The sequence below is a fragment of the Erythrobacter neustonensis genome (assembly GCF_001663175.1).
Lineage (GTDB): Bacteria > Pseudomonadota > Alphaproteobacteria > Sphingomonadales > Sphingomonadaceae > Erythrobacter > Erythrobacter neustonensis.
The window spans coordinates 2,391,925-2,408,931 of the sequence record NZ_CP016033.1; the positions used below are offsets into that span (position 1 = coordinate 2,391,925).

General features: G+C 65.0%; 11 protein-coding genes and 1 tRNA gene. 4 read left to right on the top strand and 8 right to left on the bottom strand.

Annotation, left to right across the window (positions count from 1 at the left end):
* Nucleotides 1–73: 73 nt before the first annotated feature.
* Both A9D12_RS11110 and A9D12_RS11115 read right to left on the bottom strand, forming a co-directional pair.
* A tRNA-Asn gene (locus tag A9D12_RS11110) sits at nt 74–148 on the bottom strand.
* A gap of 145 nt (nt 149–293) precedes the next feature.
* Entirely contained in the window at nt 294–1,088 is a 795-nt protein-coding gene (locus A9D12_RS11115; RefSeq protein ID WP_068351849.1) for an NAD kinase, read from the bottom strand.
* Between the two features lie 214 nt (nt 1,089–1,302).
* On the opposite strand from A9D12_RS11115, the gene A9D12_RS11120 reads away from it, so the two are divergent.
* A complete protein-coding gene (locus A9D12_RS11120) occupies nt 1,303–2,079 on the top strand; it encodes an EAL domain-containing protein (protein ID WP_231889609.1) in 777 nt (258 codons plus the stop codon).
* A gap of 53 nt (nt 2,080–2,132) precedes the next feature.
* Here A9D12_RS11120 and A9D12_RS11125 read toward each other — a convergent pair whose 3' ends face one another.
* The 3 genes from A9D12_RS11125 to A9D12_RS11135 form a co-directional block, all read right to left on the bottom strand.
* Nucleotides 2,133–4,535: a TonB-dependent receptor gene (locus A9D12_RS11125; protein ID WP_068354355.1), complete on the bottom strand. Its 2,403-nt coding sequence runs from the start codon at nt 4,533–4,535 to the stop codon at nt 2,133–2,135.
* 155 nt (nt 4,536–4,690) lie between these two features.
* Nucleotides 4,691–8,191 (bottom strand): transcription-repair coupling factor, encoded by a 3,501-nt coding sequence (gene mfd, locus A9D12_RS11130; protein ID WP_068351851.1) that lies wholly within the window; start codon nt 8,189–8,191, stop codon nt 4,691–4,693.
* A gap of 168 nt (nt 8,192–8,359) precedes the next feature.
* Nucleotides 8,360–8,638, bottom strand: coding sequence for an FAD assembly factor SdhE (locus tag A9D12_RS11135; RefSeq protein ID WP_068354358.1), 279 nt, complete (start codon nt 8,636–8,638; stop codon nt 8,360–8,362).
* 73 nt (nt 8,639–8,711) lie between these two features.
* On the opposite strand from A9D12_RS11135, the gene recG reads away from it, so the two are divergent.
* Entirely contained in the window at nt 8,712–10,787 is a 2,076-nt protein-coding gene (gene recG / locus A9D12_RS11140) for an ATP-dependent DNA helicase RecG (RefSeq protein WP_068351853.1), read from the top strand.
* Nucleotide 10,788: 1 nt separating this feature from the next.
* Here the strand turns inward: recG and A9D12_RS11145 are convergent, their stop codons facing one another.
* The 3 genes from A9D12_RS11145 to A9D12_RS11155 form a co-directional block, all read right to left on the bottom strand.
* Entirely contained in the window at nt 10,789–11,223 is a 435-nt protein-coding gene (locus tag A9D12_RS11145; protein WP_231889754.1) for a low molecular weight protein-tyrosine-phosphatase, read from the bottom strand.
* Between the two features lie 224 nt (nt 11,224–11,447).
* On the bottom strand, nt 11,448–12,833 hold the full coding sequence (locus A9D12_RS11150; RefSeq protein WP_068351857.1) for an ABC1 kinase family protein: 1,386 nt from the start codon (nt 12,831–12,833) through the stop codon (nt 11,448–11,450).
* A 69-nt stretch (nt 12,834–12,902) separates the two neighbouring features.
* On the bottom strand, nt 12,903–13,682 hold the full coding sequence (locus tag A9D12_RS11155; protein ID WP_231889611.1) for an SDR family NAD(P)-dependent oxidoreductase: 780 nt from the start codon (nt 13,680–13,682) through the stop codon (nt 12,903–12,905).
* Nucleotides 13,683–13,766: 84 nt separating this feature from the next.
* Here A9D12_RS11155 and A9D12_RS11160 point away from each other — a divergent pair, with 84 nt between their 5' ends.
* Together A9D12_RS11160 and A9D12_RS11165 are read left to right on the top strand one after the other, a co-directional pair.
* Nucleotides 13,767–14,237 carry a DUF3429 domain-containing protein gene (locus A9D12_RS11160; protein WP_068354363.1) on the top strand — a complete coding sequence of 157 codons (471 nt, stop codon included), beginning with the start codon at nt 13,767–13,769 and terminating at the stop codon, nt 14,235–14,237.
* A 98-nt stretch (nt 14,238–14,335) separates the two neighbouring features.
* Nucleotides 14,336–16,699, top strand: a complete 2,364-nt coding sequence (locus A9D12_RS11165; RefSeq protein ID WP_068351860.1) for an EAL domain-containing protein — start codon at nt 14,336–14,338, stop codon at nt 16,697–16,699.
* Nucleotides 16,700–17,007: the final 308 nt, after the last annotated feature.

A 17,007-nucleotide genomic window follows, 5' to 3' on the forward strand; every position in this document is an offset into this window, starting at 1 on the left:
GACGTGCAAAAATCACGCACGCCAAAGGCCGCGACAATCGCGGTCAGTCAGCGCTGGATCTGGAAGAAGAAATTGGCTCCCCGAGTAGGATTCGAACCTACGGCCAAGTGATTAACAGTCACCTACTCTACCGCTGAGCTATCGGGGAGCAACTCTTCCAAGCGGTGTCAGGAAGAGCGGAAGCGCGCCTATATGGGGGGCGGATTCGGATTGCAAGAGGGTTTTGTCACTCTGTTTGCGCTTAATGCATTTTGCGTGTCGCGAGGGGGTGAAAAGCGCCCCGCACAAGCGCATCACGCGGTGATGAACTGCTCGGCAACGATGCGCTCCTCAAGGCTTTGTCCGGGGTCGAACAACAGGGTCAGATCATTGTCGTGTGCGATTTCGAGCCGCACTTCGGAAATGTCCCGCAGTTCCTTCTGATCCGCCACCGCAGCCACCGGGCGCTTGCCGGGGTCGAGCACGCGCAGCACGATCTTCATCCGGTCGGGCAGGATCGCGCCGCGCCAGCGCCGGGGGCGGAACGGGCTGATCGGGGTGAGCGCGAGCATCTTGCTGTCGAGCGGCAGGATCGGCCCCTGCGCCGACAGGTTGTAGGCGGTGGAGCCTGCGGGCGTTGCCACCAGCACGCCGTCGCACACCAGTTCGCGGATCCGCACGCGGTCGCCTACGGTGACTTCGATCTTGGCGGTCTGGCGGGTTTCGCGCAGCAGCGAGATCTCGTTGATTGCGTTGAGCACGTGGATCTGCCCGTCATGGGTGACTGCCTCCACCCGCAAGGGCGAAATCGTCCAGCGGCGCGCCTTGTTCACCCGTGTCGGCAATACCGCGCGCTTGTCGTAGCGATTCATCAGGAAACCGATCGTGCCGAGATTCATGCCGTAAGCCGGGATCACGCGGCCCGCATCGAGCATCGCGTGAAGCACCTGCAGCATGTACCCATCGCCGCCCAGCACAACCACCGCATCGGCCTCGGCCAACGGCACCCAGTCACCTTGCGCGATGAGGGCGGCGTGCGCTTCCTGCGCGCGCTCGGTATCCGACGCGAGCAGTGCGAGGCGCTGATAGGTGTTGCCGTTGCTTGCCATTCTCTCCCCTTCAGCCACCGCGACGCGATGGCCGATGTCGTCCCCGCAGGGACGCTAAGCGGTTGACCTGATGTGCCAGATTCGGGCGGATTGCAATTGATGCGCGCAGTGCAAGCCAGCAAAGGCTATGGTCGCGACAGGGCGCAGAGGAATCATCATGGAAAAGGGCAGGACATCCTTGCGCGGGGCGCTGACACGCGGCCGGTTGCCGGGCGTGAGCGCGGGGGTGCTGGAGGCTGATCTGCTCTGCGCGCTCGACCGGCGCGAGATCGAGGTGCTGTTCCAGCCGCAATTTGCCTGCGCCAGCGGGGCGGTGGTGGGGGCCGAGGCGCTGGCGCGGTGGCGCCATCCGACGCTGGGCTCGATCGGCGCGCGCGATCTGTTTGCGGTGGCCGAACGCGCCGGGCTGGTCGCGCCGCTGTCGCGCCATGTGGTCGCCCGTGCGCTGGAAGATGCCGCGACCTGGCCCGAGGGGTTGACGCTGTCGCTCAACATCACGCCCGAAGAATTGGGTGATCCACGATTTGCCGCCGATTTTGCCGCACTGATCGGGCAATCCGAAATTGCGCCGGGCCGCCTCATGCTCGAAATCACCGAGGACGTGCTGCTGCGCAATCTGGCGCAGGCGGTCAGCGCGCTGAAGGCGCTGCGCGGCCTCGGCTTTCGCACCGCGCTCGACGATTTTGGTGCGGGCTTCTGCAACTTCCGTTACTTGCGCGAATTGCCGCTGGATGCGCTCAAGCTCGACAAGGCGATGGTCGAGGGTGTGCCCGCCGACGGCACCGCGCTGGCCGTGCTGCGCGCGATCATGGCGCTGGCGAGGGCATTGGGCCTTACGGTCTATGCCGAAGGGATCGAGGACGAGATCCAGCGCGCGGCGATCACGGCGGAGGGCTGCGATTACTGGCAGGGGTTCCTGCGCGCGCAGCCGATGCCGAGCGCCAATGTGCTCGCACTCGCGCGCACCGCACGCGGCATGGGGCACGGCTGACAGACGCGTCGCGGCGGACGGGACCAGACCCACCCGCCGCCACGGCGCCGTTGTCAGAACGTCTGACGCGCAGTGATGCCGAATGTGCGGGGCTGGCCGATATTGTAGCCCAGCCGCGCCCGGCCGCCGCGTTCACGATCGAACGAGAGCAGCGGATTTTCGTCGAACAGGTTGTTGACGTAGGCGGTGAACGACAATCCGCTGTCGAGCTCGACCCCGGCGCTGAGGTTTACCAGCTGATAGTCGGGCAGCAGCAGATCGACCGTGGTCGCCGCCGTGGCCGGCGCGCCGCCGAAGGGCAGGCCGTGGACGAAGGTGCGCGGGTTGTTTTCCTGATCCGACGGCTGCGTGTAGCGCGAGCCGACATGCTGCACCGATCCGTTGACGAACGCGGTCGCGCTGTCACCCATATCCCATTCGTAGCTCGTGCTCGCCGAGAACTGGAACTCGGGCACCGAGGGGAGGCGATTGCCATCGCGGATCCCCGTCGCAGTCGCCAGCGCGCCCGGGAGCGTGCTGTTGAATTCGGACTTCACGTAGCTGCCCGACAGGTTGAAGTTGAGCCCCGGTGACGGTTCGAAGCCGATTTCGGCCTCGACCCCGGCCGCAAAGGCTTCGGGCACGTTGAACACGATCCGTGACGAGCAGCTGCCCGCATCGAGCGTGACCTGCAGATTGCTGATGTCGTTATAGAACGCCGCCGCGTTGAAGGTGAAGCCGCTGCCTTGCGTCTTCACGCCCAACTCGTAGTTCCACAGCTTCTCGTCGCCGTAATCCTGGAAGCCGCCGAACAGCGCCAGATCGGTCGCGTTGCACAGCGGGGTGTTGAGCGGATCGTTGACCCCGCCCAGCCGGAAGCCCTGAGCGGCCTGCGCGTTGACGGTGACATTGTCGCTCGCCTTGTAGCTGAGCAGGAAGCGCGGCGTGACGCCGTTCGATGCGGTGCGATCGACCACGCCGGCATCGCCGTTGGCGAACAACCCGCCGGTGGTGATGGTGCGGGTTTCCTCGAAGTCGTAATAGCGCCCGCCAGCCGTAAAGGTCAGGCTGTCGGTGATTTCGTAGCTCGCCTCGCCGAAGACAGCGAATTGCTCGATATCGAACGGCAGATCGGAATTGAACGGCGAGTTGGCCGGGAACCCGTTTGCCACCGCCGCCGAGGTGCCTGCGCCCAGGGTAGCATCGGTGAAGGCATCATAGCCCGGGGTGGGCAGGCGCTGGCGGTAGTCGCGCTTCACGTCGGAATAGAACGCGCCAATCAGCCACTGGAACGGGCCGTCGTAATCCGAAGCAAACCGCAGCTCCTGCGTGAAGGTCTGGAGGTCGGTCGTGTCGCGCAGGTTCGACGGCAGCAGCACGGCGGCATCGGGGAATTCCAGATCGACCGACACCGAGCCCGTCAGCGCGCTGGCATCACGGCTGACGAGGATGTCGCGGTTGATATAGGACGTGACGGAGGTGAGCTCGTGTTCGCCCACGCCGATATTGACCGTGAGGTCGGCGATGAAGGTTTCATCCTCGAAGCGTTCGGGCAGCAAGAGATATTGCTCGCGCTCGCCCAGTTGCACCGCCGGCCGGGTGGTGGTGAACCGGTTGGCGAAAAGGTTGAAGATTTCCTGCCGGTTGAACCCGTTCGCCTTGATCTTCTGATAGATCACGCGCGGGGTGATCGACAGCGTGTCGGTGGGCGCGAAGGTCAGCGCGAGGCGACCGCCGTAACGCTCGCCATCGTTGACGTTCTCGCCACCGCCCGGACCCTGCGCATCGATAAACCCGGCATAGCGGGTGTAATAGCCTACCGCGCGGATTGCAGCATTATCGCCCAGCGGCACATTGATCGCGCCTTTCAGGTGGCCCCCCATATTGCCGCCGTCGATCAGGTTGATGTTGGCTTCGACCTGCCCTTCGCTGACGCCCAGCGTCGGCTGATTGGTGATGTAACGGATCGTGCCGCCGACCGAGCCCGAGCCGAACAGCGTGCCCTGCGGCCCGCGCAACGTCTCGACGCGATTCAGATCGAACAGGTCGATATCGGGGGTGAACAGCGAAAGCGAAATCACCGATTCGTCGAGATAGACGCCGACCTGTTCCTTCACGCCCGGCTGATCGCGCACGACCTGGCCTGCCGAAATCCCGCGCACCGAAACCTGGCTTTGGCCCGGCCCCAAATTCTGGATCGTCAGGCCGGCGACATTGCGCGACAGGTCTTCGAGCGTCACCGCACCCGAGCGCTGGATGTCCTCCTGCGTCTGCGCGTTGATCGAGAAAGGCACGTCCTGGATCGTGGTATCGCGTTTGGTCGCGGACACGATGATGACGTTGCCGTCATAGGCTTCCGTTTCCTGCGCCGCGGTTGCCGCGGCATCCTGCGCAGCGGCGGGTGCGCCGACAAGCACGGCAGCCGCGCCAGCCAGCAGAATGGCGCGCCGAAGGTGGCGGTGATCGACCGATTTCATCATGTGAGTGCCCTCTCAATCCAGAGTTTAGTCTCTGATATTTGTAAGAGGCAAAAGGTGTCACACCGATCTGGGCACAGCAAGCGAGACCAATCCGCGGGCGCGATTGGCAGTGCCGCTTGTGGCCTTTGCGCACCACCACGGCTGGTGCGCCGCTAGGCGGCCTTCTTCGCCTTGGCGGCCCGTTTCACGATCCCGGACAAGCCCTTGGTCAGCTGGAACAGCCCGTTCAACCGGCTGAGCGGATCGCCCCATGCGCGGTTGATCACCAGTTTCATGTCGGGGCGCAGCTTGGCAGTATCCTTGCCGCCGTCGTTGAGCCGCGCGACATAGGCGATCAGGCCCGCCGGATCGGGGAAGTCGTCATTGTGGAACGTCACGAGCGTCCCGCGCGCGCCGACATCGATCTTGGCGATGCAGGCCTCGATCGCCTGATGCTTGATCTCGATCAGGCGGATGAGGTTCTTGGTCGGCTGCGGCAGATCGCCGAAGCGGTCGATCATTTCGGCGGCAAGGCTTTCGATCTCGTGCTGCCCGTCGGCCTGGTTCAATCGGCGATAAAGCGCCATGCGGACCGCCAGATCGGGGACGTAATCTTCCGGGATCATGATCGGCGCATCGACGGTGATCTGCGGGGAAACCTTGTCGCGCGGACGCTCCAGACCCATCTCGCCCGCCTTCGCTGCCAGGATCGCTTCCTCCAGCATCGCCTGATACAATTCGAAGCCGACCTCGCGGATGTGGCCCGATTGCTCGTCGCCCAGGAGGTTGCCCGCGCCGCGAATGTCGAGATCGTGGCTGGCGAGCTGGAAGCCGGCGCCCAGCGTATCGAGATCGCCCAGCACCTTCAGCCGCTTTTGCGCGACTTCGGACAGCGCCACGCCGGCCTCGTGCGTCAGATAGGCATAGGCGCGCAGCTTTGCCCGGCCCACGCGTCCGCGCAGCTGGTAGAGCTGGGCAAGACCGAAGCGGTCGGCGCGGTGAATGATGATCGTGTTGGCGCTCGGGATGTCGAGCCCGCTTTCGACGATCGTGGTCGACAGCAGCACATCATACTTGCGGTCGTAGAACGCGCCCATGCGCTCCTCGACTTCGCCCGGTGCCATCTGGCCGTGGGCCGACACGGTCTTCACCTCGGGCACGTTTTCGCGCAGCCAGTCCTCGATCACCGCCATGTCGGAAATGCGCGGCACGACGATGAAGCTTTGACCGCCGCGGTGATGCTCGCGCAGCAGCGCCTCGCGCATCACCATGTCGTCCCATTCCATCACATAGGTCCGCACCGCGAGGCGGTCGACCGGTGGGGTCTGGATCGTGCTGAGTTCGCGCAGGCCGCTCATCGCCATCTGCAGCGTGCGCGGGATCGGTGTGGCGGTGAGGGTGAGCACGTGAACATCGGCGCGCAGCTGTTTCAGCTTTTCCTTGTGCGTGACACCGAAGCGCTGCTCCTCGTCGACGATCACGAGGCCCAGGTTTTTGAACTTGGTGTTCTTCGACAGGATCGCGTGGGTGCCCACCACAAGGTCGATCTGGCCATTGGCAAGGCCCTCGCGCGTTTCGGCCGCTTCCTTGGCGGTGACGAGGCGCGACAGGCGCCCGACCTGCAAGGGGAAGCCGGCAAAGCGTTCGGCAAAGTTCTGGTAGTGCTGGCGGGCAAGCAACGTGGTGGGCGCGACGATCGCGACCTGCTGGCCGTTCATCGCGGCAACGAAGGCGGCACGCAGCGCCACCTCGGTCTTGCCGAAACCGACATCGCCGCACACCAGCCGGTCCATCGGCCGCCCGCTTTCCAGATCGCCCAGCACATCGGCGATGGCGCGTTCCTGATCCTCGGTTTCCGACCACGGGAAGCGATCGGTGAATTGGCCGAGCGTGGCCGGATCGGCGGGGAGGGCAGGGGCCTGCCGCAGCGCGCGCGCGGCGGCGACCTGCATCAACTCGCCCGCGATCGCGGTAATCCGCTCCTTGAGGCGCGCGCGGCGGCGCTGCCATGCCTCGCCGCCCAGCTTGTCGAGCGCGACGACCTGATCGGACGAGCCATAGCGGGTGAGAACGTCGATATTCTCGACCGGGATGAACAGCTTGTCGCCGCCCGAATATTCGAGCGCGACGCAATCATGTTTGCTCTTGCCGACGGGAATCGCCTCAAGCCCGAGATAGCGCCCGATCCCGTGTTCGACATGAACCACCAGATCGCCCTGGCTGAGCGCCTGAAGCTCGGCGAGGAAGGCATCGGCATCCTTGCGCTTCTTCTTGCGGCGCACGAGGCGGTCGCCGAGAATGTCGGCTTCGGTCAGGATTTCGAGGGCATCGCTCGCAAACCCGGTCTCGAGCGGCAGAACGACCACTGCGGTCGTGCCTTTCGCGGCAAGGCCCAGCGCCTGCTGCCAGCTTTCGGCAAGCGCCGTGGGCGCGCCTGCTTCGTCGATGATCGCCGCGATGCGCCGTGCGCTGCCGGTCGAATAGGCCGCGACCAGCGACTTGCGCGAAGACTTGGCGACCTTCTTCAGGTGCGCAGCCGCAGCCTCGTAGACATTCTCGCCGCGCCCGCGTTCGGGCGAGAAGTCGCGTGCAGAACGGAACCCGAAGTCGACTACGCCCGCAGTTTCTTCCGAGGCGAAGCCGGTTGCGCGGTGGGCGGGCATTCCGGCCAGGGCCGCATCGAATTCGGCGCGTGACAGATACAGCGCATCGGGCGCCAGCGGGCGGTAGCTGCCCTTCTTCTCACCCGCGATCCGTCCACGCTGATCGTGGTAGTCGCGGATGTCGGTCAACCGCTCATCGGCTGCGCCGAGCGCGCCCTGATCGATAACGACGACATCGTCCTTGCCCAGATGATCGAACAGGGTTGCAAGCTTGGTCTCAAACAGCGGAAGCCAGTGCTCCATCCCCGCCAGCCGGCGTCCCTCGGAGACAGCCTCGTAAAGCGGGTCCTGTGTCGCGTTGGCGCCGAACAATTCGCGGTAACGGCTGCGGAACCGCTTGATGCTGTCCTCGTCAAGTAGGGCTTCGGAAGCGGGCAGCAGCAGGTGGCTGTCGATCCGCTCGACCGTGCGCTGCGTGGCGGGGTCGAACAGGCGCAGCGATTCGAGCTCGTCACCGAAGAAATCGAGCCGCAGGCCGCTTTCGAGCGAGGAGGGGAAGATATCGACGATCGACCCTCGCACCGCGAACTCGCCGTGATCGATCACGGTGTCGGTGCGGCTGTAACCCTGCCGCACCAGCAGCGCGGCAAGGCTTTCGTGCCCGATCTGCGTGCCCACCCTGAACTCGCGCACGCTCTCGCGCACCCGGAACGGCGTCAGCACGCGTTGCAGCACGGCATTCACTGTGGTCACCAGCAATTGCTGCTGTTTGCCGGGAGATTGCAGCTTGTGGAGCGCCGCCAGCCGTTCGGCGCTGATCGACAGCGCGGGGCTGGCGCGGTCATAGGGGAGACAATCCCACGCCGGGAAGGTCACCACCTCGACCTCGGGCGCGAAGAACCGGGCGGCTTCGGCAGCGGCGCGCATCGCGGCATCGTCGGGCGCGATGAACACCGCGCGCCGCTTCGCCGCGCGCGCCAGATCGGCCAGCACCATCGGCAGGCTGCCACGCGGCAGCGACGCAAGGGTCAGCGGTTCGCGGGCGGCCAGAATGCGGTTGAGGTCGGGCATAAGATCACTTCACTCGAAGCCGGAACAGGGACGCAGATTTCCCTCCGGCGCAGGCGCGCAGAAAGGTGTGTTGCAGAGCGCATCGCGCACAGGCCTAACAGCCGCGCTGGCGCTTTCGTTCCAGCCTTTATCCGCGGCGCCGCACCTTGTCGAACCCGCGCGCGCAGGTCAGCGCGGAATATCGACGTAATCGAGCCGCTGCATCGCGGTCAGCAAGTCGCCTGCGATCGCGGGCGGCGGCGGCTGCGTGCCCAGCGCCCACGCCATGACATCGACATCGTCTTCGTCGAGCAGCGCTTCGAACCATTGCAGCTCCGCCTCGCCCCATGCACCGTGATAGCGATCGAAGAACCCGCCGATCATGTAATCGGCCTCACGCGTGCCGCGGTGCCAGGCGCGGAACTTGGCCCGGGCGAGACGTTGTTCGAAGGGGGGCGTTTGGGTCATGAAAATCACCTAGCCACAGCTGCCGGACGCTTCAACTCGCAATCATGCAAGCACGGTGTTAGCGAGAGCGGCAATGCGCCCCGAGGCCCTCAATCCGCTGTTCGCTCAGGTCGAAATGCTCGAAGGCGTCGGCCCCAAGCTGATGAAGCCGCTCGAAAAACTGGGCCTGACCCGGATCAAGGATGTCGCCTATCATCTGCCCGAACGCTTCGTCAGCCGGCGGGCGGTGGCCGATCTTGATTCGGCGAGCGAAGGCGAACAGGTGGTGATCGCGCTGACCGCGATCGAACACCGCGCCCCGCGCGCTGGCAGCCGTGGTCCGTATCGTGTCCTCGCGCAGGACGATGCGGGCAATATCTGCGCGCTGACATGGTTCGGCAGGGCAGCCTTCAGCGGCAAGAAGCTGGTTCCGGTGGGCGAGAAACGCTGGGTCGCCGGGCGGCTCGACCGTTATGGCGACATGCTCCAGATCGTCCATCCCGACCACATCGAAACCGAAAGCGCGGCGCACATGGCGCGGCTTTCGGAACCCGTTTACCGCCTGTCCGACGGGCTGACCCAGCCGCGCATCGCCGACTTTGCGCGACAAGCGCTTGGGCGCGTGCCCGATCTGCCCGAGTGGATCGAACCCGGACAGCTCGAGCGCGCAGGCTGGCCCGCATGGCGCGAGGCCCTGCGGCTGGCGCACGAAAGCACCGATCCCAAGGCGCGCGACCGGCTCGCCTATGACGAATTGCTGGCGAACAGCCTCGCGCTGCTGCTGGTCAAGGCCGATGGCCGCCGCCGCCGGGGGCAGGCGCTGGTGGGTGACGGTGCCCTGCGCGCAAAGCTGCAACTGCCTTTCGCGCTGACCGGCGCACAGGCGCGTTCGATTGCCGAGATTGCCGGTGACATGGCGCAGGAAGCTCCGATGCTGCGGCTGCTGCAAGGCGATGTCGGCGCGGGCAAGACCGTCGTCGCGCTCAACGCAATGCTCATCGCGGTCGAGGCGGGCAAGCAGGCGGCGCTGCTGGCACCGACCGAGATCCTCGCGCGCCAGCACTTCGAAACGCTGCGCAAGATGCTCGGGCCAACGGGCGCCGAAATTGCGCTGCTCACGGGGCGCGCCAAGGGGCGCGAGCGCGAGAGTATTCTGATGGGCCTGCTCGACGGGTCGATCCAGATGCTCGTCGGCACGCATGCGATCTTTCAGGACACGGTCAATTACCGCGATCTGGGGCTGGTGGTGATCGACGAGCAGCACCGTTTCGGTGTGGCGCAGCGGCTCGCGCTGGCGGCAAAGGGTCGCCGCGCCCCGCACACGCTGGCGATGACCGCGACCCCGATCCCGCGCTCGCTGACGCTGGCGCAATATGGCGAGATGGATGTCAGCCGGCTCGACGAGCTTCCCCCGGGGCGGCAGGCGATCGACACCCGCGTGGTGGCGATCGAGCGCGAAGGCGAGGTGATCGAAGGCGTCGCGCGGCATATCGCGGGCGGTCAGCAGGCCTATTGGGTGTGCCCGATGGTGCGCGAGGCCGACGGCGCGCCCGATATGGCCGACATCGCCGCGGCCGAAGCGCGTTATGCCAGTCTGAAGGAGCGGTTTGGCGAAGCGGTGGTGCTGGTCCACGGGCAATTGCGGCCCGAGGTCAAAGACGCCGCGATGGAGCGGTTTGCCAGCGGCGAAGCCCGCTTGCTGGTCGCGACCACAGTGATCGAGGTGGGGGTCGATGTGCCCTCGGCAACGCTGATGGTGATCGAGCAGGCCGAGCGCTTCGGCCTTGCGCAGCTGCACCAGTTACGCGGGCGCGTAGGGCGGGGCTCGGAGAAGTCGACCTGTCTGCTGCTGCGCGGGGCGGCGTTGTCGGAGACAGGCCGCGCGCGGCTGGCCTTGATGCGCGAGACGCAGGACGGGTTCCGGATCGCCGAGGAAGACCTGACGCTTCGGGGCGGGGGCGAACTGCTCGGCACGCGGCAATCGGGCGAAGCAGGGTTCCGGATCGCCGATCTGGAACAGACCCAGCGTCTGCTGCCCATCGCGCATTCCGATGCACGCCTGCTGATGGAGCGTGACGGCGGCCTTACCAGCCCGCGCGGTGAAGCGGCACGGATCCTGCTCTATCTGTTCGAGCGCGACTGGGGCGTTCAGCTGCTGCGCGGCGGTTAGTTCAGACCGGCTGCCGCAGCGCGGATTCGCTTGCCAGCCGGTCGGCCCAAGCCCGCGTTCCGAGCACGATGTCTGCCCACGCTTTCTCGAAGGCCGCCGCATCGCCATAGTAGGGATCGGCCACGGGTTGTCCTCGGCACCCGTCGACCGCATCCATCAGCATCGCCAGCCGCGCCGTCCCATCACGCGGGGCCTTGCTGCGCAAGCCTTCGAGGTTGGCGCGGTCAAGCGCGATGATGTGGGTGAAGCGGTAGAAATCGTCGCGTTCCACCTGCCGTGCCTGCTGGCCGGAAATGTCGATCCCGTTCCGGCCCGCAACCGCCACCGCGCGCGGATCGGGCGCGTGGCCGATGTGGTAGGAAGCGGTTCCCGCCGAATCGACCATCACCTCCAGCCCGCGCGTTGCCACAGCGGCGCGGAACGCGCCTTCGGCCATCGGTGACCGGCAGATATTGCCGAGACACACGAACAGCACGCCGATCTTATGTTGAGCCCCCCCATGCATCGGGGTCGCCTATAACAAACAAACTCGGGTGTCCACACGCTATCATGTTGGTTTCACGTGAAACATGATGCGGGCGACGGCTGGCCGGGGGCACGATGGCAGCAAACCCGGGCTAACGTGGGGCAAGGCGGGGTCGAGGCGGCACCGAAACGCTGTCACGACGGGTCGGCGGCGCGCGGCGTTGTCGAGCCGAGAATGTCCTCCACGATCCGGCGCACATTCACCTTTGCCTGGAGCCGCGCGCCCAGGAGCGCGATGCCCGAAACCTTGCGCTGCACGAACAGGGTTTCGATCGGCGGGAAGGCCCAGGTGTCCTTGTCCTGCGCGATCGCCCAGCCTTCTTCGCGCAGCAGCGGAATGAAGGCGCGGTCGCCGAAATCGAACGGCGCATCGGCGCGCATTTCGCCGATCACGATATCGATCATCCGGCGCACGCGTTCGGGGTGTTTCTCGGCGACGATCGGCATCATGAACCCCGCTTCGATTGTCGCGGCAAGCACTTGCTCGGCATCGCCGCGAAGCCCGGCTTCAAGCATCCGGCGATAGCCGTTCGCCACCACCGGATCGACGGGGCGGCATGCGCCGAAATCGAGCAGCACGATCTCGCCCGTGCCGCGGCGATAACGGAAATTGGCGAAATTGGGATCGGTCTGCATCACCCCCAGATCGAACAATTCACGCGTCACCAGCCGCAGCAGCCGGGCAAAGACCGCATCGCGCACCTCGGCCGGTTCGTTCGCCAGTTCCTCGATGCTGACCCCGTCCTCGAAACTCATCGCGAGGATCGATCCGCGGGTCAGCCCTTCGTGCAGGCGCGGGACGACAAAGCCCGGCGTGTCGGCAAGCATGTCGCGGTACAGCGCCATCTGGCGGCCTTCGCGCGCATAATCGGCCTCTTCGTGCAGCTGTTGCTTGGCCGCGGCCATCAGCTTGCCCATTTCGAGTTCGGGCGGCGCGAAACCTGCGACCTTGAGCAGCGTCATGACATTGTCGACATCGCTGTCGATCGATTTGGCGACGCCCGGATACTGCACCTTGATCGCCAGTTCCTCGCCATCGCGGGTCAGCGCCTTGTGGACCTGCCCGATGCTCGCGGCGGCGATGGGGCGGGGGTTGAACCAGCGGAACTGCTTGCGCCAGTCTGCGCCCCATTCGGCGCGCAGCACGGTGTCCAATTGGCGCGCGGGCATGAAATTGCCCTGATCGCGCAGACGCGCGAGGATCGTCGACAATTCGTCGGGCAGGAAATCGCCCGCGTCGAGGCTGATCATCTGGCCCATCTTCATCGCCGCGCCGCGCAGGTGCGACAGGCGGTCGGTGAGGCGCTGGACGTTGCCGGGGGTGAGGATCAGGTCGCGCGCATTGATGCCTTCGCCGCTGGCGATCCGCCGCGCGCCTTCGGCCACCATTCCGCCCGCGACCCCGCCGACCAGACGGCCGAATGTGCCCAGCCGGGCGATCCGCCCGGCAGGTACCGCGCGCTGGCGGCTGCGGTCTTCCGGAAGATCGGCAAATTCAGGGGGAAGGTTATCGTCGGACACGGTGGGGAGGGCTTTCCGGAAAGGGCCAGTGTGATCGCCAACGATCCGCCCGCGCGCCTGTTCCACGCCTTACGAGATCGACAGCCCGCCATCCACCGGCAGGCATTGCCCGGTGATGTAATCCGAATGCGGCGAGGCATAGAACACCGCCAGCCCTTCAAGCCCGGCATGATCGCCCGCGCGGCGCAGCGGAATCCGGCGGCTCATCCACTCGGCAAAGCGGGGATCGGCCTTCGCGGTGATCTCGGTCTCGTAAAACCCGAAAAGCAGCGCGTTGGCGGTGATCCGGTAACGCGCAAGTTCGAATGCGGCGGCGCGGGTCAGCCCGTTGAGCGCGGCCTTCGATGCGGCATAATCGGACGAGCGGTTGACCCCCATGATCGATTGGCCCGACGATGTCGCGATCAGCTTGCCGCCCGGATCGCCATCCTTCGCGCGCGCGATCATGTGGCGGCTGACATGCTTGTAAACCAGCGCCGCGCCGCGGGTGTTGACCGCCATCGTGTGATCCCAGCCATCGGCGGTAATGTCGGGGATCGCGGTGCCTGCGCCCGAAATCCCGGCATTGGCAAAGCATGCATCGATCCGCCCGAACGCGGCAAGCGTCTGCGCGACCGCGGCCTCGATTGCGTCATCCTCGCCCACATCGCAGGCCAGCGCGATCACTTCGCCTGCGCCAAGACCGCGCAATTCCGCCGCAGCTGCGGCGTTTTTTTCGGCATTGCGCGCAAGGACTGCGACATTCGCGCCAGCCTTGGCCAGCCCGCGCGCCATCGACAGGCCCAGCCCGCCATTGCCGCCGGTGATGAGGGCCGTGCGGCCCGTAAGATCGAACAGGGTCATGGCCATGAAACTGGCGCAAAGCCGGGGGCCGCGCAAGGCGGCGATAGCGATCGGCGGGAACCGCGCGTCCGCCCTGTGGTTACCCGCGGCATGAACGAACGATCACCGCACACCGCGCCCGCCCTGCCATCCGCCGCCAGGGCGCTGGGCTATGCCGGGCTCTTGCCGCAGATCTTCTGCGTCGCGATGGTGCTGGCGGGCCATGAATGGCGATATGCCGCGCTCGCCGGCGGGTTCGCCTATTCTGCGGCGATCTTCAGTTTTCTGGGCGGCGTCTGGTGGGGGCAGGCGGTGCAGAGCGGGCGCGCGACCACCGGGGCCTATCTGCTCGCGGTGATGCCAAGTTTGCTGGCGGTTGGCCTGTTCCTGCCGTGGAGCTTCGGGTGGGACTGGCCGGGTCCGGCGCTTCTGTATCTCGGCGCGCTGATCCTCGGCTCGCCGCTGATCGACCGCGGGCTCGGATTTGCGGGCGCGGATTTCCTGAAATTGCGCTGGCATCTGTCGATCGGGCTGGGCAGCCTGACGATCGCGCTGGGCCTGCTCGCGCCGCAGGTGCTCTGAGCGCGGTTGCCGCAGAACGCCCCTCTCAAACCTTTGCGATAAATTAACCACCCAAGCCTAGGGCAGACGAAGGGTTTGCCGACAGGATAGTCCGGTTAATGAACGCAAGGCTTCAGCAGATGGCCGATCAGATGCGCCAGAGCCTCGGCACGACCGGGGGGCAGGGTGCTGTCCGCACGGACAGCGCGCGGCGGCGTTCGGCATCCGAGCTGCTGGGCAAGAAGCGGCTGATGGTCGCTGTGTGCGCGGTGTTGTTCGGCATCTTCAGCGCAATCATCGAACTGCCGTTGCCGGCCGAAGACGCCTACACCGCCGCGCGCGCGCAGCTTCGGCAGCGCCCGGCACCGCAGGACATCGCGATGATCGCGATCGACGATGCGACGCTTAATGAGTTACGGGTCGCCCTGCCGACGCGGGCGCATGACAGCCAGGTCGTCGATCAGCTTGTGGCCGCCGGGGTGCAGAAGATCGTTTTCGACCGCGCCCATGCCGATCCCGAAACAGCCGCAACCGATGCGATTTTCGCGCAGACGCTTGCCCGGCACCGCGGGAAGGTGTGGCTGGGGATGGCTACGCCGATCGCAAACGGGTTCAGAATTTCTGACCCGATCGTTCCACTCAAACAATTCAGCGATGTGGCACTCCAAGCATCGATGGCGGGTTACGTTGGTCCTTTCGGATTTTCCGTCAAATTCCCAACCAGAGTAGAGATGGCTGGCACAGCCTATCCCTCGATTTCGGCGCTCTTGTCGGGTTATAACGGGCCGACGCAAGAGTATCGGCCAGACTATGCTTTTGATCCGAAGACCATTCCTACATTTCGCTATGTCGATGTTTTGCATGGCCGAATTAAATCAGGGGAGCTTGCCGGCAAGAGTGTCGTAGTCGGCCGCACCTTTATCGAATCGCCCGATTTTCATAATCATCCAATCTACGGTCGGCTTGCCGGCCCTTACTTCCACATACTCGGGGCGCACACCCTCAGGCGCGACACGCCCATTGATCTGCTCTGGTATCCCGCGATGCTGCTGGCCGCCGCGGTCATCTTTGCGCAGACGCGTGGCCGGCCAAGGGGTGCCCGGGACTTGTGGATCGTGGTTTTCGCCTTGCTTCTGGTGCCGTTCGTGCTCGACGAGTTCGCAATCCACGCCGATATCATGCCCGCGCTGTTGGCGATCGGATTTGCCGCCTTCGGGTTCCACCGGATCAACCGCAAATATTATAATGTCGGGGTCGATGCGATGACGACATCGGCGATCAGTTCGGAGCGGCCCAGCAGCGAGCGCGATGTCTATGCGCTCAAGATCGCCAATCTTGCCGAATTGTCCGAAAACTGGAGCGAGCGCGAGATCGGCGACTTCGTCAACACGCTGATCGCCTATGTGCGCGGCCCTGGCGAAGTCGGCGACATCGCGTTCGACCGCGATATCCTCGTATGGCTCGCCCCGCGGATGGAAACTGCCGATCTCGAACGCCATGCCGATGGTCTGGCGATGATGCTCAAGACCGCGATCAGCCACGATTGGCAATCTTCGCAAGGCGCGCCGGCGCTGGGGATCGACACCAACCACGATCTACCTGTCGCGCTGCGGATCAAGCGGGCGATGCAGGCGGCCGAAGAGGCTGCCTCGCGCGGCGTGCGCTTCATCATCAACGATGCCGCACATCTCGAGGCCCGCAATCACCGGCTGGGCCTCATTCGCGTGCTCGAGAAGGGGTTGCGCGACCGCGATATCGGCGTCGCCTACCAGCCCAAGATCGATCTGTCCTCGGGCCGGATCGTCGGCGCGGAAACGCTGATCCGCTGGCGGCCCGACGGCGGCGAATTGATCAACCCGCAGGATCTGGTGCTCGCCGCAGAGGCCGGCGACCGCATCAACGAACTGACATTGGTGGTGATGGAAGCGGCGCTGATCGACGGAAAGCAGGCGATCACGCTCGACCCGCGCTTCAAGCTTGCCGTCAACATGTCGGCCAAGAGCCTGTCGGATACGCACCTCTTGTTCGACATCATGACCTTGCTGGGCCGCTTCGATTTCCCGGCCGAGAACCTGACGCTCGAACTGACCGAAACCGCCAAGCTCGAGGATCACCGCATCGCGCCGCAGATCGCGGCGTTGAAGGCCCGCGGGATCGGCCTGTCGATCGACGATTTCGGCACCGGCCAATCGAACCTCGAATATATCGAGAAGCTGCCAAGCTCCGAACTGAAGATCGACAAGCGTTTCGTGCAGCACATGGCGACCTCGGAGGAAAGCCGCGCCGTGGTGCGCGCCACGATCGAGATCGCGCATTCGCTCGGCAAGATCGTCGTCGCCGAGGGGGTCGAGGAATTTTCCGTCGCCGCCGCCTTGCGCGCGATGGGCTGCGATCAGGCCCAGGGCTATCTTTTCTCGCAAGCCATCGCGATGCCTGAACTGCTCGCGATGATGGGAGTTCGGCAAGCCATACTTACCGCTTGATTAAGGTTAATAAAGTGTTAAACCCATCCTACAGCTTTTGGCGCTGGATGGAGAAATCTTATGTGGGCCTATTTCGGTTACCTGTTCGGCTCGCGCTAATTTTGCGCTTGACGTAATCAAGGATAAGCCCCGGGAAACCGGGGCTTTTTTCGTTCTAGCACCTTTTTTTGTTGGTTATCCGCGCTGTGCGGCAAAGCCCTTCGAGCCATCTGTCGCGTTGCCTCGCAGGCTGTTGTTAACCTTTGCGAATCGCCGCTGACCAGCCGCGGCTCTCTTATTCTCCGGTCATGTCCCCCCCATTTTCACAA